The 25,670-nt window shown below is 35.2% G+C and carries 19 protein-coding genes and 1 pseudogene; 9 read left to right on the forward strand and 11 right to left on the reverse strand.

The features are described 5' to 3' along the window. Both AP058_RS01695 and AP058_RS01700 read right to left on the reverse strand, forming a co-directional pair. A pseudogene (locus AP058_RS01695) lies at positions 1 to 4,718 on the reverse strand (hypothetical protein); the annotation flags it as partial. 799 nt (positions 4,719 to 5,517) lie between these two features. Next, positions 5,518 to 6,180 (reverse strand): ABC transporter ATP-binding protein, encoded by a 663-nt coding sequence (locus tag AP058_RS01700; protein ID WP_066306136.1) that lies wholly within the window; start codon positions 6,178 to 6,180, stop codon positions 5,518 to 5,520. A gap of 205 nt (positions 6,181 to 6,385) precedes the next feature. On the opposite strand from AP058_RS01700, the gene AP058_RS01705 reads away from it, so the two are divergent. After that, on the forward strand, positions 6,386 to 6,685 hold the full coding sequence (locus AP058_RS01705) for a hypothetical protein (protein ID WP_066306137.1): 300 nt from the start codon (positions 6,386 to 6,388) through the stop codon (positions 6,683 to 6,685). A 3-nt stretch (positions 6,686 to 6,688) separates the two neighbouring features. On the opposite strand, the gene AP058_RS01710 is transcribed toward AP058_RS01705, so the two are convergent. From AP058_RS01710 to AP058_RS01735, 6 genes are all read right to left on the reverse strand, one after another. After that, positions 6,689 to 6,994 carry a DUF6787 family protein gene (locus AP058_RS01710; RefSeq protein ID WP_066306141.1) on the reverse strand — a complete coding sequence of 102 codons (306 nt, stop codon included), beginning with the start codon at positions 6,992 to 6,994 and terminating at the stop codon, positions 6,689 to 6,691. A 32-nt stretch (positions 6,995 to 7,026) separates the two neighbouring features. After that, the gene (locus AP058_RS01715; RefSeq protein ID WP_066306143.1) at positions 7,027 to 7,467 is read right to left on the reverse strand and encodes a DUF6146 family protein; all 441 of its coding nucleotides are present in this window, start codon (positions 7,465 to 7,467) and stop codon (positions 7,027 to 7,029) included. 63 nt (positions 7,468 to 7,530) lie between these two features. Further along, entirely contained in the window at positions 7,531 to 8,088 is a 558-nt protein-coding gene (locus tag AP058_RS01720; protein ID WP_066306145.1) for a hypothetical protein, read from the reverse strand. Between the two features lie 100 nt (positions 8,089 to 8,188). Further along, a complete protein-coding gene (locus AP058_RS01725; protein ID WP_066306147.1) occupies positions 8,189 to 9,139 on the reverse strand; it encodes a D-2-hydroxyacid dehydrogenase in 951 nt (316 codons plus the stop codon). A 211-nt stretch (positions 9,140 to 9,350) separates the two neighbouring features. Continuing rightward, positions 9,351 to 10,421, reverse strand: coding sequence for a 3-phosphoserine/phosphohydroxythreonine transaminase (gene serC / locus AP058_RS01730; protein ID WP_066306149.1), 1,071 nt, complete (start codon positions 10,419 to 10,421; stop codon positions 9,351 to 9,353). A gap of 92 nt (positions 10,422 to 10,513) precedes the next feature. Further along, entirely contained in the window at positions 10,514 to 11,578 is a 1,065-nt protein-coding gene (locus tag AP058_RS01735; protein WP_066306315.1) for an acyl-CoA reductase, read from the reverse strand. 156 nt (positions 11,579 to 11,734) lie between these two features. On the opposite strand from AP058_RS01735, the gene AP058_RS01740 reads away from it, so the two are divergent. The 8 genes from AP058_RS01740 (at position 11,735) to AP058_RS01775 (ending at position 21,486) form a co-directional block, all read left to right on the forward strand. After that, on the forward strand, positions 11,735 to 12,085 hold the full coding sequence (locus AP058_RS01740; protein WP_066306319.1) for a 4Fe-4S dicluster domain-containing protein: 351 nt from the start codon (positions 11,735 to 11,737) through the stop codon (positions 12,083 to 12,085). Positions 12,086 to 12,349: 264 nt separating this feature from the next. Then, on the forward strand, positions 12,350 to 13,444 hold the full coding sequence (gene ychF / locus AP058_RS01745; RefSeq protein WP_066306151.1) for a redox-regulated ATPase YchF: 1,095 nt from the start codon (positions 12,350 to 12,352) through the stop codon (positions 13,442 to 13,444). Positions 13,445 to 13,613: 169 nt separating this feature from the next. Then, positions 13,614 to 14,549, forward strand: a complete 936-nt coding sequence (locus AP058_RS01750; protein ID WP_066306323.1) for a YihY/virulence factor BrkB family protein — start codon at positions 13,614 to 13,616, stop codon at positions 14,547 to 14,549. Continuing rightward, complete coding sequence (locus tag AP058_RS01755; RefSeq protein WP_066306154.1) at positions 14,546 to 15,070, forward strand: NADPH-dependent FMN reductase; 525 nt, start codon at positions 14,546 to 14,548, stop codon at positions 15,068 to 15,070. Before AP058_RS01750 ends, AP058_RS01755 begins: the two co-directional genes overlap by 4 nt. 6 nt (positions 15,071 to 15,076) lie before the next feature. Continuing rightward, the gene (gene pncB, locus AP058_RS01760) at positions 15,077 to 16,258 is read left to right on the forward strand and encodes a nicotinate phosphoribosyltransferase (protein WP_066306159.1); all 1,182 of its coding nucleotides are present in this window, start codon (positions 15,077 to 15,079) and stop codon (positions 16,256 to 16,258) included. A gap of 158 nt (positions 16,259 to 16,416) precedes the next feature. Beyond that, a complete protein-coding gene (locus AP058_RS01765; protein ID WP_066306162.1) occupies positions 16,417 to 18,285 on the forward strand; it encodes a DNA topoisomerase IV subunit B in 1,869 nt (622 codons plus the stop codon). 133 nt (positions 18,286 to 18,418) lie between these two features. Further along, positions 18,419 to 18,700 carry a nucleotidyltransferase domain-containing protein gene (locus AP058_RS17305; protein WP_369815126.1) on the forward strand — a complete coding sequence of 94 codons (282 nt, stop codon included), beginning with the start codon at positions 18,419 to 18,421 and terminating at the stop codon, positions 18,698 to 18,700. Between the two features lie 68 nt (positions 18,701 to 18,768). Further along, positions 18,769 to 21,486 (forward strand): DNA gyrase/topoisomerase IV subunit A, encoded by a 2,718-nt coding sequence (locus tag AP058_RS01775; RefSeq protein WP_066306170.1) that lies wholly within the window; start codon positions 18,769 to 18,771, stop codon positions 21,484 to 21,486. 63 nt (positions 21,487 to 21,549) lie between these two features. Here the strand turns inward: AP058_RS01775 and AP058_RS01780 are convergent, their stop codons facing one another. The 3 genes from AP058_RS01780 to AP058_RS01790 all read right to left on the reverse strand — a co-directional run bounded on the left by AP058_RS01780 (position 21,550) and on the right by AP058_RS01790 (position 25,670). Further along, complete coding sequence (locus AP058_RS01780; protein WP_066306171.1) at positions 21,550 to 23,337, reverse strand: cytochrome-c peroxidase; 1,788 nt, start codon at positions 23,335 to 23,337, stop codon at positions 21,550 to 21,552. 67 nt (positions 23,338 to 23,404) lie between these two features. Continuing rightward, on the reverse strand, positions 23,405 to 24,886 hold the full coding sequence (locus tag AP058_RS01785; RefSeq protein WP_066306173.1) for an alkaline phosphatase PhoX: 1,482 nt from the start codon (positions 24,884 to 24,886) through the stop codon (positions 23,405 to 23,407). A 142-nt stretch (positions 24,887 to 25,028) separates the two neighbouring features. Continuing rightward, positions 25,029 to 25,670 (reverse strand): PolC-type DNA polymerase III, encoded by a 642-nt coding sequence (locus tag AP058_RS01790; protein WP_066306176.1) that lies wholly within the window; start codon positions 25,668 to 25,670, stop codon positions 25,029 to 25,031.

A 25,670-nucleotide genomic window follows, 5' to 3' on the forward strand; every position in this document is an offset into this window, starting at 1 on the left:
GTTGGATCTGCAATGGTAACTTTTGCCGTACATTTTCCTGTATCTGTATTTTGAGCAATCGCAGTTGGACAAGTGATTACAGGAGCTGTTGCTTCTTTAATAATTATGTTTTGAGTAGCTGTGGTCGTGTTACCATTTTTATCATCAAAAGTCCAAGTAATCACCGAAGTTCCTTGAGTACTTCTTGTCAAAGCATCAGTAGTGGTTCCCGTGATTATTCCTGAACAGTTGTCCGTTGTAGTTGGTGGAGTTGCCGTAGCCGAACATTCACCAGTTACATCCGCTAGAGTAGGTTTTACCGGGGCTTCTGTATCGGTAATCGTTACTGCTACAGCAACTGAAGTTTGTTCACAACCTGTTGAACTATTTATAACCTTTACTTTATAATTTCCATCGGATGTAACAACAAGTGTTGAAGCAGTTTCTCCAGCAATTTCGATAGTGTTTCTATACCAAATATAAGTTGGACTTGTTAAATTACTAGTAGCGGTTAAAGTAGTTGTTAAACAACCAACTAAGTTTCCAGTAATTAAGGCTGTAGGGGACGAATTTACGATAATAGTTCCTACAGCATTTCTGGTTCCACATCCACCAGACAATCCAATAGTATAATTGAATGTTCCCGAAACTGTTGGTGTGCCACTAATGGTAACAGTATTAGAAGAAAAACTGGCAGTAACTCCAGAAGGCAAATTTGAAGCCGAAACAATTCCTGTGACATTTGTTGTCTCATGAGTAATTGGTGACAATTCAGTATTGATACATAAATTTCCTGTTGAAGAAGCCGTTCCAACTGTCATGTTTGGGTTCAGTACTAAGGCAATAGTATTGCCAGAAACACTACCTGTTGGGTAACACGGATGGTACAACCAAACCCTGTAATAATATGTCTGACCAGGAACTAACCCGCTTACAGAATAAAAAGATGAAGTATTTCCATCATTTCTACCATCAAGAATTTTAGTATCATAATTGGCAACATGAGAATTATAGGAATCGCTTGTCGAAACTGATATTCCATAAGCAGTAGCTCCCGGAACTGCATTCCAATTAGCCGTAAAACCATCACAAGTTATATTGGTTGCAGCGATTGCGGTAGGAGCTTCTGGTAGTGGTGGTTGTGCGTTAATGACAACTTTCATTGAAGGTACGGATGTACATTCTGCTGCATTTGTAACCGTATATGTATAAGTTCCTGCAGATAATCCTGAAATTGTTGTACTTGTACCTGTTCCAGTTGTAGTTACTTTTCCCGGAGTTCTTGTTAAAGTCCAAGTTCCACTTGAAGGCAAGCTGCTTAAAACAACACTTCCTGTTGCTACTGAACACGTTGGCTGTTTGATTGTTCCAACTGTTGGTGCTACTGGTGTAGCTAACTGTGTAAGGTTAATAAAAGTAAAACTAGTAGAAGCTGCGGAGATACATCCGGAAGCGTTAGTCGCTTTAACCGTGTAAGCCTTTTCTATAGTTCCATCTGTTAGTACTCCTGTTGTACTAACACTTGGTCCTGTAGGTGAAAAAACATAAGTATTGGCTGCATTGTAATTCGTAAGAGTCATGCTTCCCGCAGCAGAACAAGTCGCTGCTGTTGTGCCCACTACTGGAGTTACTGGTACTGCATTAACCGTAGCGGCTACAGCTAAACGAGAGTTTGAGGTACAACTATTATTTGTTGCATCAACATAATAAGTAGTGGTTGCAGATAAATTTGGAGTTATATAATCAGTTCCTTCATAAAGCGAAGTTCCTCCTAGTGCATTTGCATACCAATTAATTGTTCCTGCTGAGACTGTAGCTTTTAAAGTCAAAGTTCCTGGCCCACATCTTTCCGCTCCTGTAGTTGATGCTATTGTTGGAATAGCAGTAACTGTAGCAGTAACGGAAGTTCTAGCTGAAGTACAATTATTATCCGATACTTGTACATAATATATTTTGGTTACAGACAAACTTGGGGTAGTATAAGTAGTTCCTGTAGCTATTGGTGTACCACCAGTTGCAATATCGTACCAACTTATTGTGCCCGAAGAAGCAGTAGCACTCAAAGTAACACTTCCAGCACCGCAAATTGTCCCTGGCGTAACTGTATTTATTGTTGGTATTGGATTTATAACAAAATTTGTTGCTGCTCTACATGTGGAACCATTACAACTAGCATAAAAAGTGGTTGTTCCAGCAGTATTTGCATTCGTTAATCCAGAACCCGATACACCAATAGGATTAAAAGTAGCACCCGTAAATATTGAAGATCCTCCAATAGCTGTGGTAAACCATTGAATTTTGCTATTATCAGTACATCCACTCGCAATTAAATTTCCTGAACCTCCTACACAAATAGACACACTTGTAGTAGTGGGAGCACCAGAAACAGAATTTATAGTAATTGTAGAAGTAGGTAATGAAGTACATGAATTAGCATTACTAGTAGTTACCTGATATGTACCAGCTACTAAACCAGAAAATTGTCCAGTAGAATTAGACACTGCAGCAACAACTGGAGCTAAACCAGTTAATGCATACGTTATACCCGAACCATTAACAGGCGAAGTCACTTTTATTGTTCCTGTCGAAGTAGTACAATTCGGTTGTGTAGTAGTTACTGTAGGCGCTACAGGTAATGCTAAAATTTCAACATTGTCAATATTAGAACTAGATCCGTTAAAATTTATACCTGGGACATTCGCTTGACTTCCGCCTTGGTAATTCTTTTCATAGGAACCAAAACTATCAGTGAATGCAGTAATTTGTCTGTTTGCATTAGCTGTTGTTCTTGTAGGATCTAAGTATATTGCTTGAGCATTAGCATTGTTTACACCTGTAGTTGCAAAACTAGTAATTTTACCTTTCAAGGTTATTGTTACTATTCCATCTTTGGCAATATTGAAATCACCAATTAAAGGTTTGTTTGCAGTATTAGTATGCGACAAAAGACCAGCTGGACCAGTAGCTTCTATAGAATAAACTGCTGTAGCGGATAAAAAATCTATACCTGCTGGAAAAGCGAAGTCTAAGAAAACTTTTGCAGCATTTCCACTTCCTATATTTTTTATTTGAATTTCATAAGACACTTCATTATTAACCGAATTACAAACTGATGAAGTTAATGATTTTACTTTAGTCTCCAAAACTGGAAAACAATCTGAATTAATCTGAAGATTTTTAGGCAAATCACTAGTGGTAAAAGCAGATACATAGCCCGCTACTCCAGGCATAGCGCCGTGATTAATAGTTCCTGAACCTCCATCGTTTGACTTTCCAGCGACACCGCCAGTTGCAATAGCATCGATAGTTGCCCCTGGGGCATTATACATAATAATACCTCCGCCGCCGCCGCCGCCAGGACCATGAGGAGTTGTAGATCCACCATCTCCTTTTGTATTACCACCATTTCCTCCTTTGGCTTCAATGGTAATGTTTGCTGTGCTAGTATTTGATATGTTTAAAAGAACGGTCCCACCGGCTCCGGCTCCTCCAGCTCCATCAGGTGAACTTCCGCTGGTACCTGGTGCACCAGGCCCCCCATTTGCATTAATAAATCCTGTACCTGTAATATTTCCTGCATTTATTAGTACGATAGCTCCACCTACACCACCTCTTACTCCATCTGGAGTATTATTAGCATCACCAGCACCACCACCACCGCCCATTATTAACCTTTCTAAAAGAGGTATAGTAGTGATGTAAGATCTAAATCCTGGCCTACCACCACCAGTTAAATCGCTAACATCACCACCTGCACCCTGCCAACCCTTACCTCCTAATCCTCCATAACCACCGTTTCCACCACCACCACCACCAGCATTATGGTCGTTTCCACCACCACCAGCATTTGCAGGAGCTCCACGTCCTGAAGATCCTCCAGGCAAACCTTCATCGATATTAGTTACCGCATTAAAACCATCCCACATAAACTTGGGCGTACCTGCTATGCCTTCTCCTTTACTAGAAATAGTTTTATTAGTATATAAACCTACATAGTTTGTCGAATTATTACGTTCAGAGATTTCTTTAGGACTATAACCTCCCCTAAACCCTCTGGCTTTTCCATCAATAGTAAAACCAGCAAAATTAAAAGTACCCGAAACATTGAATGCAATAACTCCACCTGAACTACCATTAAATGGCGGTGTGATAATATTTGCGTTTAATGTTAAATTAGAATATTGGGGAACTCTAACAATTTGAAATGTCCTTTTTCCTCTTGTTGCAGTTGGAGATGCGTTGTAAAAACTATTTTTAACACCACCACCAGTTCCAGTACCTTTAAAAGTTAGATTCCCTCCACTCAGCGGTACGTTATTTGTCGCTATCACATATTCAAAAATACCTGTATTACCAATATTGGTAAAACCAGTACCTCCAAGACCATCTGTATATGAAGTAGAGGAACCTGAACCATATTGAGCACTATTAGTATAGTTAATTTCTGCGTCTTGCATCTGAATGATTAAAATCAAATCACCCGTAGCAATTGAAAGTGTACCAAAGTTATTACCATAAATATCAGTTGCTGGAACTCCGGCTAATTGTATGGATTGCGCTCCCGCATTCAAAGTAAGTGTACTATTTAAAACAGGATAATAGGTATTTACAGCACTAGAAATAGTTATGGGTCCGTCTACTCCTGGCGTTCCGCAAACTTGAGCATTTGCAGAGAATGATAAGAAGATAAACAGTAAAAATTTAAAATAACAAAACTTTTTAGAGGTAAAATTATGCATAGACAAAGGGGATTTTGTAAGTACAACCAGAAATTTTTAATTTTCTGATAAAAATGAATGTGAAAAATGCTTGAAAGTCAGCTTAAAATGAGTCGTCTGCATGGAGGAATATGCACTTCATTATTTTTAATAAAAATTAAAAATAGGGCAGATCTTATCCAGACGATTATAAAAGAAAAATATTTTGGATTGCTTGGTGTTTTAAAAGTAAAATAAGCATTTACTATTTCTCTTTCAACAGCTGTAGATGTACTTGTGAATAGGAATACGGTTGTAAGCGAAAAACAAACAAATAGATGTTTTTGTATAAAATAATCTCTGATAAAAGTAAAAATTTTGTTCGAAAAACTTGTTTCCATTAACGATTTATTTGACGGCAAAAATACCACAAAGAAATCCTAAATTATAAGATTATGAGAATACTCGATTAAGACCACTTATTATCGATTAAAAACATAATTTTAAAAAATTATAAAGCATTAACTTACAGAAAAAGTAGTTAAATAGTGCGAATTTGAGATGTAAAGCACGAAAATTCAACTGTTTAATACTGTTTATCTCTACTTAACTCTAGTAGGGCTACATTTATCACAAAAAATCTGATAATTTAAAAAAAACATCGTTTTACGAAAGAAATTACTCTCAGAAATTTGATATTCTTGTGACTAGAAATAGTATAATTTACCTCCCATAATAAGGACGTAAAAGAAGATACTACGTACTCAATGATACATGATTGCTACAATCAATAAATGCCATCAAGAAGAATAGATCACAGTAAATTCGACCAATAAAACAGCTAAGTCACAATTCTACCGTCTGACATTACTAATTTACGATCGGCCATATTGGCTAATTCTTCGTTGTGGGTGACAATAACAAAGGTTTGTCCAAATTCATCTCTAAGCTTAAAAAATAACTGGTGCAAATTTTCTGCAGAAGTAGTATCTAAATTTCCAGAAGGTTCATCGGCAAAAATAACGTCGGGTTTGTTGATTAACGCTCTGGCCACGGCAACTCGTTGTTGCTCTCCTCCCGAAAGTTCGTTTGGCTTGTGGTTTATTCGATGCGACAGTCCTAAGTATTCCAACAGTTTTTTAGCCTCGATTTCAGTTTCCGCTTGTTTCTTGCCTGCGATATATGCCGGAATACAAATGTTTTCTAAAGCAGTAAACTCGGGTAATAATTGGTGAAACTGAAAAATAAATCCTAAGTTCAAATTTCTAAATTTAGATAATGCTTTATCGTTTAATTTTAAAATATTCTCGTTATTAATAAGTAAAGAAGTGCCGTCAATGGTAGAAGGTTTATCTAATGTTCCTAAAATCTGTAAAAGTGTCGTTTTTCCGGCACCTGAGGCGCCAACAATAGATACAATTTCCCCTTTTTTAATGTGTAGATCTACCCCTTTTAGTACTTCAAGTTGATCGTAAAACTTATGAATATTTTTTGCTTGTATCATGGTTCAGAAACTGTTTGCACAAAGAAACAAAAGTTTCCTTCGATAATAAAACGGCTTTGGCATAATTTTTACTTAAATACTTTTAATTATAATTCAATTTTGATTTTTTAAATTTATATTTAAAAATGGCTCATCTAATGCACTAGTACAGCTTATAATTGAAACATGACTTTTATAATAATCCTTGATTGATAAAAAAATAAAAATGAATATAACAACACTAGATAAAGCGGTTCAAAGACGAAAAACAACTAAACTGCTTTTGGGTATACTGTTTGATGGCATCGGAATGCTTTCTTTTGCAATTCCTGGCATAGGCGAATTTTCAGACGTTATTTGGGCGCCATTAGCCGGTTATTTAATGACTTATATGTACAAAGGAAGAGTAGGGAAGGTGGCTGGAATTTTTACCTTTTTAGAAGAGGTTCTGCCTTTTACAGACATGATTCCGTCTTTTACATTAACGTGGTTGTACACGTATTATATTCGTAAAGAAGAGAATTGATTTTTAGTTGTCTTTAAATAAAAACCCCAGTCCAAGTTTTTTGAGCATCTTTTTTTCGAAAGCCCAAAAAAAAGTAAACTGGCCAAAAATTGTTCCGATAAAAACTAATAAAATTTGATAGATAGGAAAAATAAGAATTAGACGAAGTGGTGTAAATAAAAAGCCAACGTGATCTTTGGATATTCCCAACCACAGACAAAAAGGTTTTGAAAGCCAAGCAGACGCTGAGCCTGTAATAGCAAAAACTATAAATATAACAGTAAGCTGCAAATTGGAGGTTACGCCCCAACGTTCTTTTAATCGCTTCATTTTTCTATGTAATGATTACAAATGTAGTAACATTATCTCGAAGGAACGTAACCTGCTAACCTTTGTTTATAGGTATTTTGAAAATAAATCATATAGTTGTAAATTAAATAATTTACCTCGTAACCGTAGTCGGTAGTCAGATCGTAATTTATGGTCATTTCGTATAAATTCGAATCATAACGCAGTGGTTGCAGCGCCCGACTATTCCATTCTATAATATAATTTTGATTTTTATTTTCAAGATAACTTTGCGAATAATAATTTCTAGGATAAGCTCTTGAAACGAGCCAACTGCTAAAACCAGGATTAATAATTAATACTTCATATTCTAACTCATCATTGGCAATACGAACAGTGTCGCTTACGGCAGTAGTAACGTCAGTCGCTGCAATTGCGGTATTGGTAATTGTTTTAGTTGCAGAACAACCTAGGATTATACAAAAGAATGAGATGAAATAGAAAGAATTTTTCATTGCTAATTATTTAAGAGAATGATATTCAATTTTATACATTCTATTTTTTAGAAACGCAACTTTTTACTTTCCAAAAAGCTTTCCTAAAACACTACCCAAACCCCCATTTTTGGTCAGTGCCATAGCATCTTCCAGATCTACTTTTCCATCTGCATTTTGATCCAAACCAAATTGCATTCCGTATTTATTTATTGCTTCCATAATACCCGACGATTGAGCGCTATTTCCACTTGTCAATGCAGCGATAATATCAGAAATATTAAAACTGCTGTCGTTTTTATCGTTTGCTTTACCCATCAATGAACCCAGTATTTGCGGAATCATACTGGAAGCTGCTCCAATAGCTGCAGACGAACTTAACCCAAACTTTTCAGTCAACGAACCCGAAACATTATTCGTAATCTCTTGTACTGCTGGGTTAGCACTGCTGATATTATTTCCTTGCAACAATGCCGCTAGTTGCGATAAATCACCTTCAGAAGCCATTTTTTGTAAACTATAAAAAATAGAATTTCCTGTTTCTTGCAATACCGCTTGATTTTGTTCATTGGGAATCGCATCGTTTTGCACAACAGCATCATTGCCAAAATATTGCACTATTTGTGCTAATTGTTCTAACATAGTTTTTTAAATTAAATTTAAACTCAAAGTTACTTAAAAAAACAAAGGGATTTAGTATTTTAATATCAAATCCCTTTGTAAGTTGTATTAAATCAGTAGTTTAGTTCAACAACGAAATAATTTGCGAAGCTAATTCTGTACCAATTCTATCTTGTGCTTCTCCCGTTGCAGCTCCAATATGGGGCGTTAACGAAATTTTGGAGTGCATCAAAATTGCCATTTCTGGTTTGGGCTCACTTTCAAAAACATCCAAACCTGCAAAAGCAACTTTTCCAGAATCCAATGCTTTAACCAAAGCAACTTCGTCAATTACACCACCACGAGCGCAGTTAACAATTCCAACACCGTCTTTCATAATTTCAAATTCTTTCTCACCGATAATATAACCGTTTTGAGCAGGAACGTGTAAACTAATAAAATCAGCTTCTTTAAAAACAGACTCTAAAGATTGTGTGGTTATTTTTGTAGTAACCGATTGACCGTCAAAAAACGAAACCGTAATGTCTATTTCCTGAATAAAACTATCCGCAGCAATTACTTTCATACCTAAACCAAGCGCAACCTTTGCAGTAGCTTGACCAATACGACCAATACCAATAATACCTAATGTTTTACCTCTTAATTCTACACCATTTGCGTATGCTTTTTTCAAACCATCAAAATTGGTATCACCTTCCAAAGGCATGTTTCTGTTTGAATCATGCAAAAAACGAACTCCGTTAAACAAGTGTCCGAAAACCAATTCAGCAACCGATTCAGATGAAGATGCAGGTGTATTGATTACGTGAATTCCTTTGCTTTTTGCATAGTCAACATCAATATTGTCCATACCAACACCACCGCGACCAATAATTTTTAATCCAGGACAAGCGTCAATAATATCTTTGCGCACTTTGGTAGCGCTACGAACCAAAACAACAGCAATGTCATTTTCGTTTACATAATTGGCTACTTGTTCTTGCGCTACTTTTGCTGTAATTACTTCAAATCCACCTTTTTCTAAGGCAAGAATTCCACTTTGTGAAATACCGTCGTTTGCTAATACTTTCATTTTTTTTTATTTTTTTTCGTCTGTTTTTTAGTTGTTTTCAACCAATTAGTACAAACAATTATCTTATTATTTACGTATTTAATTAGGAGCTTTTTCCAGCTATCATTCCAATCTTTTTTATTGTAAAAAACAATAAAAAAGGATTTTCCCTTCTATCTGGGCTAGGACTCCTGTAGTCAGATCTAGTTTCGATTTACCTTGAAATTAGAATTTAAATCTTGCTTGCTAAAGCTTTCATTACGTCAACTAGTACTTGTACACTTTCTATTGGCATAGCGTTGTAAATAGAAGCTCTGTAACCACCAACCGAACGGTGACCTGCTATTCCAGAAATATTGGCTTCTTTCCACATTTGATCAAATGTTTCAGTATGCTCTGGGTTAGTCAGTAAGAACGTAACATTCATAGTCGAACGATCTTCTTCTTTTGCCGCTCCTTTAAACAAAGGATTGCTATCTATTTCGTTGTAAAGTAAGGCTGCTTTTGCATTGTTTAATTTCTCAAGAGCTGCGATTCCACCTTTTTCTTTAATCCATTTTAAGGTCAATAATGACGCATATATAGGAAAAACAGGAGGAGTATTGTACATACTTTCTGCTTTTACTTGTTTGGCGTAATCCAACATACTTGGTATCGTGCGACCGCTTTTACCAATAATTGATTCTTTAATAACCACCAATGTTGTTCCTGCAGGTCCCATATTTTTTTGAGCGCCAGCATAAATAATATCAAATTGAGAAAAATCAATCACTCGAGAAAAAATATCCGAACTCATATCACATACTATCGGTACATTTGTTTTTGGAAACGATTTCATTTGTGTTCCAAAAATGGTGTTATTACTGGTGCAATGAAAATAATCAGCATCAGCAGGAATTTCGTAATCTTTAGGGATATACGTATAATTAGCCTCTTTTGATGAAGCAACGATAACAGTTTCACCAAAGAATTGAGCTTCTTTGATTGCGTTGGTAGCCCAAGTTCCTGAATCTAAGTAAGCGGCCTTTCCGTTTTCTTTCATCAAGTTATAAGGAACCATTAAAAACTCTAAACTCGCTCCTCCCGAAAGAAAAAGTGCTTGATACCCTTTTCCTTCAAGGCCTAATAATTCAATCGCAAGTGCTCTAGCTTCTTCCATTACGGCAACGAAATCTTTACTTCGGTGCGAAATTTCAAGAATAGATAAACCTGAATCGTTAAAATTTAAAATTGCTTGTGCTGATTGGTCAAAAACTTCTTGTGGTAAAATACAAGGTCCTGCGCTGTAGTTGTGTTTTTTCATGGTTGTAGTTAATGCGAAAATTTAAGATGCAAATTTCGTTAATAGATGTCTAAAAAGCGTTAAAAATTTCGCATTAATTGTCAAATTTTAACTTATGTTATTAACAAAAACGATATAGTATCGACATTATCTGCATAATTCCATAAGTGAGGAAGTTGAGTTTGACCAAAATTAATACTGTTTTCAATTAAATTATTGCTCACAATGCACTGAATTTGTTCAGTATCCGACGCTAATCGTTCTCTGATTTCATCTATGTTTTCGTAAAATTCATAAAAAACGCTAGAAATGGGAGAGGCGTAGCTTGTATCTTCTTTTATGGTAAGAAAACCATTGTCTAATAATTTAAAATCACTCATTAAAAAAACAGCTTTATTGTAATCATAATTATTCGCATATTTTTCATAATGAATAACATCTTGATAGGCAAAAATAGCTTCAAAAAAAGAGTCGAATTTATAGCCTTTAGGAACAAATAGCTTCGAAACATTGCGACAACCCAACCCGAAATAGCGAAAAATATCCTCACCTAGAGCAAGTAATTGTTCTTTACTTTCAGTTCCATCCAAAACAGCAACCGAATTTCTGTTTTTACGAATAATAGAAGGTTTGTCTTTAAAATAATACTCAAAATAACGGGCCGTATTATTGCTGCCAGTGGCGATCACGGTATCAAAATGTTCTAATTTTCCTTCCACGAAAGTAATGCGATCGGCTAAGCTCTCGTCGATAGCAATTAAGTATTTGGCTAAAAAAGGCAATAAATGTTGATCGTTAGAAGACGTTTTAACCAAAACAGAATTTCCGGTAATTAAAACCGATAAAAAATCGTGAAACCCAACCAGCGGAATATTTCCTGCCAAGATTAAAGCAACAGTTTTAGGTGTGCGCTGGTCATTAATTGTTGTATAATTAGACAACCATTGGTCTAAATTAGCTTTTGTCAAAGCATTTGCCCAAGATTGAATTGCAAAATAAACTTGCTCGGGCGTGTACCAACCATTGTGTGATTGGGACAACTGAATTAGATTTACAAAATCTTCAAAAAAGAAATCGTTCATTAAAACATCCGATTTTTTTATGGTATTGTGCTCTGAGAATTGACTTAAGAAATTTCCTAATTCAACAAAAACACTATTTTTTGTTTCTAATGTCATAATTCTTGTATATGAATAGTTTTGATTGTAATTTTGCACAAAAATAAGCATAATTAAGGCGAAAGTCAAAAGGCATCAAGTTATAAAGAGATAATTATCTTGCAGCGTTTAAATGATTATGTAATTGGACACAACAAAACTTTAAGAGTAGAAAAGATGGCAATAATTATAACCGACGAATGTATCAATTGTGGGGCTTGCGAACCAGAGTGCCCAAATACAGCAATTTATGAAGGTGCTGACGATTGGAGATATAAAGATGGAACAAAGTTAACTGGAAAAGTAATTTTACCAGACGGAACAGAAGTGGATGCAGAAGATGCACAAACCCCAATTTCTGACGAAGTATATTTTATTGTTCCTGGAAAATGTACAGAATGCAAAGGATTTCATGATGAGCCACAGTGTGCGGCTGTTTGTCCAGTAGATTGTTGTATTCCAGATGATAATCACGTAGAAAGCGACGAAACATTATTGAATCGTAAAGCATTTTTGCATAACGAATAAACTGTATTATAAATAATAATATAAAAATCCTGAGCACATCGCTTGGGATTTTTTGTTTCTAATTCTTAAATATATTTGATATTGCTTTTAGAAAAGCAGCAAATAAAGATTAATGCTGAAAAATTATTCGGCATCGTGGTTTTAAATGGTATATTTGCACACTTTTAGAATAAAATATGAAATTTTGCAGCGATAGTAATGTGTAAAGAGTTTTTATACAAATTATGAATCGGCTCCATACTATACAAACAAATTTATCTACAGATGAAAGCAGGAATTGTAGGATTACCAAATGTTGGAAAATCAACTTTATTTAATTGTTTATCAAACGCAAAAGCGCAAAGTGCTAACTTTCCTTTTTGTACAATCGAACCTAATATTGGTGTGGTAAATGTACCAGATCCTCGTATTAATAAGTTAGAGGAACTTGTAAAACCAGAGCGTGTACAAATGGCAACTGTTGATATTGTTGATATTGCAGGTTTAGTAAAAGGAGCAAGTAAAGGCGAAGGTTTAGGAAATCAGTTTTTAGGTAACATTAGAGAATGTAATGCAATTATTCACGTTTTGCGTTGTTTTGATAATGATAATATTATACACGTAGACGGAAATGTAAATCCGATTCGTGACAAAGAAACCATTGATATTGAGCTGCAATTAAAAGATTTAGAAACGGTTGAAAAACGTTTAGAAAAAGTAAATCGTGCAGCAAAAACAGGAAATAAAGAAGCGCAAACTGAAAAAGCCCTTTTAGATAGAATTAGAGAATCATTGTTGCAAGCTAAATCAGCACGAACAATTATTCCTCAAAACACTGACGAAGAAGAATTAATGGAAGCGTTTCAATTAATTACTGCAAAACCAGTATTGTACGTGTGTAACGTAGATGAAAATTCTGCTGTCGACGGAAATAAATACGTAGATCAAGTTCGCGAATTAGTGAAAGATGAAGATGCTGAAGTTATTATTCTTTCGGTAGGAGCAGAGGCAGATATTACCGAATTAGAAAGTTACGAAGAGCGTCAAGTTTTTCTTGAAGACATGGGATTGACAGAGCCAGGAGCATCTGTTTTAATTCGTGCAGCTTATAAATTACTAAAACAACAAACGTATTTTACGGCTGGAGTAAAAGAAGTACGTGCTTGGACCATCAACATCGGTTCTACTGCGCCACAAGCTGCAGGGGTTATTCATACTGATTTTGAAAAAGGATTCATTCGCGCCGAAGTAATTTCTTTTGAAGATTACGTGCATTACGGCTCTGAGGCCAAAGCCAAAGAAGCAGGTAAATTTAAGGTAGAAGGTAAAGAATATATTGTAAAAGATGGTGATGTAATGCATTTCCGTTTCAACGTATAAACTTTAAATTTTTACATATATAAATATAAAATAGGACTTTTCGGAGTCCTATTTTTTTTGAAATTAAACCAAACCTTTCCGCTTTTACATAATTTCCACAATTACAAGACATTCATTTTTTCAAACATTTTAATTAATTATATTTGAACGTAACTGTAAATTGAAAACCTTGAAAATAAAAAATTCTTTTCAGAAATCATTCCATCTTTTAAAAGATGCTGCATTGGCTTTTGTAGATGATAACGCAATCAAATTGAGTGCTGCTTTGTCGTACTATACTATTTTTGCATTGCCGCCCTTACTGATTATCATAATTACAATTTGCGGCTTTTTTTTCGGACAAGAAGCAGTTGCTGGACAGTTATACGGTCAAATTAGAGGGATGGTTGGAAATGATGCTGCGCTTCAAATTCAAGACGCCATCAAAAATGTTACGTTGTCTGATAGTAATGTTTTTGTATCTATTTTTGGGGTTATTATGTTAATCATTGGAGCTTCAGGGGTTTTTGCTGAAATTCAGAGTTCTATCAATTTTATTTGGGGCATTAGTGCTAAACCCAATAAAGGAATCAAAAAATTCATTCAAAATCGCTTGATGTCTTTTTCGATGATTGTTTCGGTTGGATTTTTAATGTTGGTGAGTTTGCTGTTAAATACTGTATTAGATTTAGTAAGCGACCGTATAAAACTGTATTTCCCAGACAGCTCATTTTACTTTTTCTATTCGTTAAATATCTTCTTCGTTTTTGCTACCATAACGTTTTTATTCACGATCATTTTTAGAACCTTACCAGACGGAATTATACGGATGAAAGATGCGCTAATTGGTGCTTCATTTACGGCTGTTTTGTTTATGATAGGCAAATTTGCTATCGGGTATTATCTAGGAAGCTCTACGGTTGCCTCTGTTTATGGCGCTGCAGGATCAGTTATAATTATATTGGTTTGGGTTTATTATTCGGCTATAATTCTGTACTTTGGGGCAGAGTTTACAAAAATTTACGCCCATACATATGGTGGTGACATTCGTCCAAACAAATACTCAGTCGAAATTAAAAAACAAATTATTGAGATTGATCCAAAAACCAAAACGACTAAAGCATGAAAATAATAGCCTTTGGAGGAAGCAATAGTAAAAACTCCATCAATAAAAAACTAGCGACTTATACGGCAAATTTATTCAAAAACGCACAAGTCGAAATATTAGATTTAAACGATTATGAAATGCCTTTATTTGGCGTGGATTTAGAAGAAAACATTGGTCAGCATAAGTTGGCACAGGCTTTTTTGGATAAATTAGCAACAGCCGACTGTGTTGTAGTTTCTTTAGCGGAGAATAACGGAAATTACTCGGTTGCTTTCAAAAATATTTTGGATTGGTGCTCTCGAATTACCAAGAATATTTTTGCAGATAAAGAAATGTTGTTAATGGCTACTTCGCCTGGAGCGCGTGGTGGAGCATCGGTTTTAGATATTGCCAATAATGCTTTTCCTAGGTTTGCAGCTGATATAAAAGCGACCTATTCTTTACCGAATTTTAATGATAATTTTGACCTTGAAAAAGAAGAAATTAGTAATATTGAATTGCGAACAGCACTCGAAAAATTGATTGCCGATAATTTTTAAAAATATATGACTTCAGTACAATTACATTCTATTTTAGATAATGATTTTTACAAGTTTACAATGCAGCACGCTGTCATTAAGCTTTTCCCAAATGTAAAAGTTCGCTATGCTTTTATCAATCGCGGCAAGCACGTTTTTCCTGCTAATTTTGCCGTTTTACTTCGTGAAGCTGTAGATGCCATGGTACATTTAAAATTAACCGTGCAAGAAAAGAAATTTCTAGCAGACAATTGTCCATATTTAGATCCGACTTATTTAGATTTTCTACAAGGGTATCAGTACGACCCAACCGAAGTGAAAATCGAACAACATGAGGGCGAGCTAAAAGTGATTATCGAGGGGTATTGGTACCGAACTATTTTATGGGAAGTTCCTTTGATGGCATTAATTTCTGAACTTTTTTATTTGGCCCAGCAAGATTTAGTTCGAGTGGATGATGAGGAAGTAAAACGAATAACCAAAGAAAAAATTGAAAATTACAATGCTTTAGGTGTGGTTATTTTAGAATTTGGAACGCGTCGCCGCCATTCTTACAAAGTGCATCGTTTGGTTAATGAAACTTTGGATACTTTTGGTTCTACTAGTTTTTTAGGAACAAGTAATGTGCATTTGGCCATGTTGCAAAACAGAAAACCATCGGGAACACATGCACACGAATGGTTTATGTTTCATGCGGCGCAGTATGGTTTTAAAGTAGCTAACGCGATTAGTCTTGAAAACTGGACTAAAGTGTATCAAGGTGACCTCGGAATTGCACTTACAGATACCTACACTACAGATGTTTTTTTAGAACAATTCAATAAAAAATATTCTAAACTTTTTGATGGTGTGCGTCACGATAGCGGCGACCCAATTGAATTTGCAAAAAAGACAATTGCACATTACGAACAAATGGGAATTGACCCTAAATCAAAAATTATTGTGTTTTCTGATTCTTTAAATTTTGAAAAGGTAAAAGTAATAGCCGATTTCTGTAGAGGAAAAATAAAAATGTCATTTGGGATCGGAACCAATTTTAGTAACGACGTAGGTTTACGACCAATGAATATGGTAATTAAACTGACTGATACAAAACCCGAAAATAGCCATTGGGAAGGAGTAGTAAAATTATCGGATGAGAAAAACAAACATACTGGAACACCAAAAATGATTGCTTTGGCGCAGCAGGTTTTAGGAATTGAACATTAATTTTTTTGTATAAAAACAGTTTTTTTATATTTTTATTGAGTCAATTTTTTAAGGAACGCTTTTTATGCTTTTTTAGTGCAAATTATGGGTAACTTTAAAAAATTGACTTTTATCTTTTATCGATATATAGTACATTAGCAAAAAATCCAAATTCATTTATGTTAGAGCAAAATCAGTACACGGAAGATAATATTCGTTCACTCGACTGGAAAGAACATATTCGTATGCGTCCCGGTATGTATATCGGAAAGTTAGGAGACGGATCTTCTCCCGATGACGGTATTTACATTTTGCTTAAAGAGGTTTTGGACAACTGTATCGATGAATTCGTTATGGGTGCAGGAAAAACAATCGAAGTTACAATTAAGGAAAAAGTAGTTACAGTTCGCGATTACGGTCGTGGGATTCCGCTGGGAAAAGTGGTCGATGTGGTTTCAAAAATGAATACCGGTGGAAAGTATGATTCTAAAGCCTTCCAAAAATCAGTAGGATTAAATGGAGTAGGAACAAAAGCAGTAAATGCGTTGTCTGATTATTTTCGTGTAGAATCGGTTCGTGATGATAAACAAAAAGCAGCCGAGTTCTCTGCAGGTAATTTAGTTTTAGAAGAAGAAATAATTACTACAACAAAGCGAAAAGGAACTAAAGTAACTTTTACGCCAGACGAATCAATTTTTAAAAATTTTAAATTTCGATTAGAATATGTGATCAAAATGGTCAAAAACTATTGTTACTTGAACAATGGTTTGACGATTATTTTTAACGGAGAAAAGTATCTTTCGGAAAATGGTCTTAGAGATTTATTAGAAGAAACCATTAGTGCCGACGATTTAGAATATCCGATTATTCATTTGAAAGATCACGATATCGAAATCGCGTTAACACACAGTAAAACACAATATAGCGAAGAATACCACTCTTTTGTAAACGGTCAAAATACTACACAAGGAGGAACACACTTGGCGGCTTATAGAGAAGCAATTGTAAAGACGATTCGAGAGTTTTACAACAAAAGTTTCGAAGCATCAGACGTTCGTAAATCGATTGTGAGTGCGATCAGCATCAAGGTTATGGAACCTGTTTTTGAATCGCAAACTAAAACCAAATTGGGTTCGATGGATATGGGTTCTGATGATGGAACGCCTGCCGTTTCGGTTCGTACTTTTATCAACGACTTTATTAAAACCAAATTAGACAACTATTTACATAAAAATCCGCCGACTGCTGAAGCCTTGTTGCGTAAAATTTTGCAAGCAGAGCGCGAGCGTAAAGAATTATCAGGAATTCGAAAATTAGCGACCGATCGTGCTAAAAAAGCGAATCTTCACAATAAAAAATTAAGAGATTGTCGTGCGCACCTTCCCGACACTAAAAACAGTCGAAATTTAGAAAGTACGCTGTTTATTACCGAGGGAGATTCGGCTTCGGGATCGATTACAAAGTCGAGAGATGTAAATACACAAGCCGTTTTTAGTTTGAGAGGAAAGCCTTTGAACTCGTACGGAATGAGCAAAAAAATTGTGTATGAAAACGAAGAATTCAATTTATTGCAAGCCGCTTTGGATATCGAAGATGGTTTAGAAAAATTGCGTTACAATAATATCGTAATTGCGACCGATGCCGATGTCGATGGAATGCACATTCGATTGTTATTGATTACCTTTTTTCTTCAGTTTTTTCCAGAGTTAATCAAAGAAGGCCATTTGTATATTTTACAAACGCCACTGTTTAGAGTTCGAAATAAAAAGGAAACGATTTATTGCTATTCTGACGAAGAGCGTAGAGCTGCAATCGAAAAATTAAAACCAAAACCAGAGATTACTCGATTTAAAGGTTTAGGTGAAATTTCGCCCGATGAGTTTAAAAATTTCATTGGAGATACCATTCGATTAGAACCTATTATGATGGATAAAAACACGTCTATAGAGCAATTATTATCCTTTTATATGGGAAAAAATACGCCAGATCGACAGGAATTTATTATCAAAAATTTGAAAGTTGAATTGGATGCAGTTGAAGAAGTTTAAGGTATGGAAAATCTGAAATCGTAGTGATTTTAGAAGTTATTTTAAACGAATATGTTGCCGCTTTTATCGAGTTTGAAAATAAAATGAAAACTTATTTGTAATTTTTGGTTTCAAGCCTAAAAGTTATCGTGAAATTCTAGAAATATTAGAAAATTGCACTTCTATCGACGAAGTGGTAATTTACGGTTCACGTGCTAAAGGAACTTGCAGAGAGGGATCTGATATTGATTTAACTATTTTGGGAGAACCTACAAAATCAGATTGCGATAAATTGTGGCAAGACTTATATGATAGTTATATTCCATATAAATTTGATAATTCAGTTTACAGTAATTTAAATTCAGATAGTCTAAAAGAACACATACAAAGAGTGGGACAAACTTTTTACAAAAGGAATAAAAACAGAGACGATTAAAAAGAATTCCCTTAAATATAGAATAGTTAAATTTCAGGTTAAATAAAATAATTCCCGAAGCACAATAAATGAAAGACGAAGAAGACGATAACAGCATTCCAAATAACGAAGAAAATAATTCTGAAGAAAATTCTATTGATGAAAATCAAGAAGAAATTCATGAGGAAGAAATTATTGAAGTAGAAGCGAAGCACTTTGAGGGCGGACATTTTTACGAAAATAATAATGAAGACGGGGATACCATTACCAAAGTAACCGGTATGTACAAAGATTGGTTTTTGGATTATGCGTCGTACGTTATTCTAGAACGTGCTGTTCCTGCCATTGAGGACGGATTTAAACCTGTTCAACGTCGCATCATGCACTCTTTAAAAGAGTTGGATGATGGTCGATACAATAAAGTAGCCAATGTTGTGGGCCACACCATGCAGTATCATCCGCACGGAGATCAGAGTATTGGTGACGCTATGGTGCAAATTGGTCAAAAAGATTTATTAATTGACTGTCAAGGAAACTGGGGAAACATCTTAACTGGTGACGGTGCGGCGGCTTCTCGTTACATTGAAGCGCGGTTGTCTAAGTTTGCTTTGGAAGTTTTGTATTCGCCAAAAATTACTGATTGGGGCGTTTCATATGACGGTCGTCGTGCTGAACCAAACAATCTTCCGGTAAAGTTTCCGTTGCTTTTAGCACAAGGAGCAGAAGGAATTGCAGTTGGACTTTCCATGAAAGTATTGCCACATAATTTCAATGAATTGATAGATGCGTCGATTAAAATTTTAAAAGGTAAAGCGTTTACAATTTATCCCGATTTCGTTACCCAAGGTATAGCCGATATTTCTAATTATAACGATGGACTTCGTGGAGGACGTGTGCGTGTACGCGCGAAAATTTCGCAACTGGACAAAAATACACTGGTGATTACGCAAATTCCGTTTTCGACCAATACAACGACATTAATTGATAGTATTTTGAAAGCCAACGACAAAGGCAAAATCAAAATCAAGAAAATTGAAGACAATACTGCGGCCGATGTAGAGATTCTAATTCATCTTTTTCCAGGCGTTTCTCCTGATAAAACCATCGATGCATTATTCGCATTTACTGCTTGTGAAACTTCAATTGCGCCTTTGGGTTGTATTATCGAAGACAATAAACCGTTGTTTATTGGGGTTTCTGAAATGCTGAAAATTTCGACCGAAAGAACCTCTGATTTACTTCGTCAGGAATTAGAAATACAGCTAGAAGAACTAAAAAATAAATGGCATTTTTCTACTTTAGAAAAAATCTTCATCCGTGAAGAAATGTATATTGATTTCAAATTGTACGGAGATAGAGAATCATTGTATAACTATTTATATGATCGATTTGAAGTTTTTAAAGCTTCATTTGTTAGAGAAATTAACGATGAAGATTTGAATCGATTAACGCAAATCCCGATGATTCGTATTACTCGTTTTGATTCTGATAAAGCCGATGATGTAATCGCTAGATTAGAGGACGAAATGAAAGAAGTAGAACATCATTTAGCCAATTTGATAGATTTTGCAATTGCTTATTTTTCTAAATTAAAAGAAAAATATGGCAAAGGTCGCGAGCGTCAAACCGAGTTACGCATTTTTGATGATATCGAAGCGACTAAAGTAGTGCTGCGAAATACAAAATTATATGTAAATCGCGAAGAAGGATTTGTAGGAACGAGTTTGAAGAAAGACGAATACCTGACGGATTGCTCGGATATTGACGATGTAATTGTGTTTTTACGTGATGGTAAAATGATGATTACCAAAGTAGATGCTAAAACGTTTGTGGGTAAAGATATTATTCACATTGCTATTTTTGATAAAAGCGACAAGCGCACCATTTACAATATGCTGTATCGGGATGGAAAATCAGGTCCATCTTACTTGAAACGATTCAATGTTTCTGGAGTTACAAGAGATAAATTATACGATTTAACCAACGGAAGCACTGGTTCACAAGTTGTGTACTTTTCTCATAATCCGAATGGAGAAGCAGAAGTAATAACGATTATTTTACGTCAGGTGGGAAGCATTAAAAAATTGAAATTTGACGTTGATTTTGCCAATTTAGCGATAAAAGGGCGTGCATCTAAAGGGAATTTGGCGACGAAATATCCAATCAAAAAAATCGAACTAAAAGAGAAAGGAATTTCGACTTTATTACCAAGAAAAGTTTGGTTTGATGATACCGTAAAACGTTTAAACGTGGATGGTCGAGGGGAATTATTGGGAGAATTTAAACCCAATGATAAAATTCTAATCATCAGTCAAGCCGGTAAAGTCAAAGTTATTATTCCAGAATTATCGACTCATTTTGAAGAAGATATGATTATCTTGGAAAAATGGATTCCCAAAAAACCAATTTCGGCAATTTACTATGAAGGTGAAAAAGCAAGGTATTATGTAAAACGTTTTTTAGTAGAGAATGAAGGTAAAGAAGAAAGCTTTATAACCGAACATCCAAATTCGCAACTTGAAATCGTTTCTACGGATTATCGCCCAGTGGCTGAAATTGTTTTTGCAAAAGTAAAAGGAGTTCAAAAAGATAATTTGAATGTTGAGATTGAAGAATTTATAGCGGTAAAAGGTTTTAAAGCGTTAGGAAATCAATTAACGGCAGATAAATTAAAACAAGTCAATTTGTTAGAACCGTTGCCGTATGATGAGCCCGAAGAAGAGATAGAAGAATCAATTGCTATTCCTGATTCTGATGTAGAAACCCAACTCGAAGATGACGGTCAAATCGGTTTAGTTTTAGATTAAAAAATAAAAAAGCGCTGAGAATTTTTCAGCGCTTTTTGCATGTACTATAATCTTAATTTGAATTTATTGTTGGTACTTTTTGTCGGTAAGAGTTTTCATAAAGGCAACAATCGCATGTTCTTCTATTTTAGTTAAATTTAATTCGTCAAAAGGGAGCGATTGGTTGTCAACTTTTAATCCCAGTCCTTTGCCGCCGCCTTTGTTGTAAAAATCGACTACTTCTTCTAAAGTTTTAAAAACGCCATTATGCATATATGGTGCAGTAACATTACTATTTCGTACCGTCGGTGTTTTAAAAGCCCCAACAAGTTGCGGCAATTTATTATAAAGGTAACGACCAACATCTGGACTTATTTTTGCACTAGAAGCATCGTTCGGAGTACCAATTACTTCATGTTCTGTTTTAGCATAATTAGGAGGAACTGTTCCGTTAAACAAAGGAGTAAAATGGCAGGTTGCGCATTTTGCTTTGCCCATAAAAAGATTCATTCCTTTAATTTCCTGATTGCTAAGAATGTTTTCATCTCCTCTCATATATAAATCGAATTTTGAATCGAAAGCGTTTAAGGATCTTACAAAGCTTGCAATAGCATTCTGAATTTGCCAAGCTTCTGTCTCGGCTGTTTTTGGATATGCTTTTTTGAAAAGCGTAGTATAGACGTCATTTAGTAAGATCTGTGCGTGAATGTCTTTTAAAGAACCGTGCATTTCATCTTTATTTTCAATTACAGCTAGACTTTGTTTTTCTAAATCCAATTGGCGCATGTCCCAAAATTGTGCATTTTGTAAAGAAGAATAGGTTAGAGTAGGCGTGTTTCGCATTAAAGTGCTGCCATTGAGCGCAACATTGGTTTGCAATCCGTCAGTGAATGCTTTTTCAGGATGATGGCAAGTCGCACAACTTCGATCGTTATTCTTAGACAAATTAGTATCATAAAATAATTTTTCGCCTAAAGTTGCTTTTTCTTTCGTAAAATTATATTCTTCTGAAAGTACAAATGCATTAACATCAAACGCATCTTTATCGAATAAGGTGGCGACACTAGCTTTCAACGGACTGCTTTTTTTTACGTTTTTAAGTTGTTGTTCATCCTGAAAAGCTTTTAATTTTCTGGAAATCGGATTCAGATAGTGTGTGATAAAAATGGCTCGGTCGAAAGCGTTAAAATCATTGTTTTCTTTGCAGTACTGATTTGCTTTTTGAGTTAGCTTTTTTAAATCAAATATTATTTTACTGCCTTTATTAATTTTTTCAAGTGTGTTAGGAATGTCACTTAAACTTTCGCCTGCTTCTGGAATGGAAGATTGTAAAAGAGGACTGTCAAAACCAGTGATTCCTAAAGAAATTACTCGAAATACATTTTGCTGAAGTGCATGTAAAACATATTCATCACTCATGGTAATTACTTCAAAAGTGTTTTTTAATTGTTTAATATTGGATAAAAAAATAGTGGTTTCCCGTATTAAATCTTCTTTATTTTGAATTCTATATTCTGGATAAATAAGTTCTTCCATGACCTGAAATCCATGCGGTTCAAAAGCTCGATTTTCTTCTAATTCCAGTTCATCCAAGGCGGGGCCATTCATAAATCGTGCAGTTTCTGGCATAAAATACTCAACTGCCCATTCTACTTTTTTATATGCCAAACGCGATTTTTTAAATTGAGCAATAATTTCAGCCTTTGATTGGTTTGCAGTTACAATTTTTTGAAATTGTAGCATTTCATTGTTTAATTTGTTCAAATCAATGATTAAATCTTGCTTAACAGTCGTTTTTGACGGTTGGTTTTCTTTGCAAGAGAAAATAGTACAAAAAATTAGTAGTGAAATATAGTGTTTGAGTTGTATCATATTATTTTAAAAGAGAACAACCCCTATCAAAATAATAAGGGTTGAAAATTGTTTTTAAGAGATAGTGTTAACGTTCTACATTTCTAATAATAACGGTTTGTCCACCTTCTTTGTTTTTGTTTATTCCTGATCCATCAGCGTTTTTGAAGGCATCAAGTTGCCAAGTGTGGGAATGAATGTTTACTGTAAACGTATTTGGAACTCCAATTATGTTTGAGATATCTTCCATTGAGCCAAATTCCCAACTTCCAAAACGCATTTCACCCGACTGATTATAAGAAGCATTCCAAGCTGCATCTGTTCTTTTATGATTCATATTTAACCAAGGTTTATTTTGTTTGGATGCAATATTGTACTGCCAGATGTACGAATCGTGTTTCGCATCGGCATAATAACTGTCACCGTCTTCTTGAATGTACACGTAGTTTTCAGTCACACAAATATTATCTGGATTAATGATTCCGGTTCCTGGAGTACTGTCACCTTCAACTACCAATTCCAAAGTTCCTTTCAACGGATTAGTCGCATCCATTTTCAATTTATAAACTCTTCCCCACATCGTAAATCCTTCTACTGGATTATTAGCAGATGATTGACCAGTTGCAGTAAAATATACTTCTCTATTGTTACTGGCGCTTCCTTTTCGATAATCCACATCTTCCACTCTAGAGAAGCGAATCGCACCCAAGGCATTTACAGTGGTGTTAATTTCTGCACCAGTTAAGTTCTTAGCATTCGGAATTTCAACAAACGAAACAGGATAGGAATTGTTTAACGTTATATTGGTTTCTACCTGATTGCCATCTGCTCTTTTTAAGGCATATAATTTACCATTAGATAAATCACCAATTGTATTGCTCATGTACATAATTAGTTGTCCAGCACTCGCATGTGCAGTCGAATACGATTGGTCTTCTCCTATCATAATGATTGTTTTTCCAGGATATGCTTCTTTAGGTAAGGGCACCGCATTTTCCATACTTGCTTTTCCTAGAGCAGGTAAAACTCTGTCTTTTCTACTTTTGTCAGTTGAGGAACCTAGCGGATCGATTCCGTGTACCATACTTTCCTGACCGCTTTCGCCAGCAGTTAAAAAAAGAGGACCAAATCCATGAATTTGTGGTGTAGCAAGTGTGGCGGAGCACAAGCGAGTTAAACCACCAATACCATCTACAAGGTAATCTCCTTTTACAGGTTTAAAGGTTTTATCCAAGTACACTCGAGACACCGATTGCAGTATTTCATGATTAGTAATTAAAATATAGCCTTCGCTATTTGGATCCTTCATTAATCCAGCGCCATCAGGTTGCGCTCCATAAATAAAAGAAGGAGATTCAGGCAATACATCGGCACTAGTGAGTAGCGTACTGATCTTAAGATTTTCAAAACCACCCATTGCATATACAAAAGGTGGAATTTTGGATTGAGAAGTAAAGTCAATCTGTGGATTCACAGCAGTAGCGCCGTTCGTGTCATCATTTTGACAACTTAATACCACTAGACTCGTAACTGCTGCTAAAGCGGTCGATTTTAAAAAATTACATTTCATTTTGTTTTGTTTTTTATTTGAAGCAAAGCTATTGCTCGAAAACAAAACAGATGTTAAGCTAGTTTTTTATAATTGCTACCAAATAAGCAGTTTTGTATTACTAAATTGTAAAATTCAGTGGTAGGTATATAATTTCAAGATGTTAGGCAAACAAATCAGCCAACACCGTTTCCTTATTGTCTTGTAAACGCTTTATAATTTTTAAAAAAGCAATGGCCGTAATATAAGCATCGCCCATAGCAGTGTGACGGTCTTTTTTTGAAATGTCAAATTTATCAGCAAGATCATCCAAAGTATAATGCTCTTTGCGCTCAAACAAATGCGATTTTAGTAATGTCTTTTTATATAAAATAGCGGTGTCTAAAATCCTGTTCTTTAATTTAGGCAAACCATTTCGCTCCAATGCCTTGTTAATCATGGTAACGTCAAAATTAGCATGATGTGCAACAAGTATAGAATCTCCCACATAATCCAAAAGCAACTGTAATACTTGTAATTCGGATCGATGGTCTAAAACATCACTTCTTAAGATTCCGTGAATTTGTGCTGCATTACTGTTGTAAATATCCTGATCCATATAGTGCTCAAAACCAGTTTGCAAATTAATGGTTTCGTTTTGTAATACAAGAGCGCCAACGCATAAAATGCGATCCTTTTCATAATCAAAACCAGTAGTTTCGGTATCTAAAACAACAAAGCGACACTCGTTTATTGGAAGCTGTAATTCAATAGCAATTTCTGCTTCTCGAGTTTTCCAAAATTTTAGTTTATCTAATAAGCTCAT

This window comes from Flavobacterium sp. TAB 87, from assembly GCF_001529295.1.
Taxonomy (GTDB): Bacteria; Bacteroidota; Bacteroidia; order Flavobacteriales; family Flavobacteriaceae; genus Flavobacterium.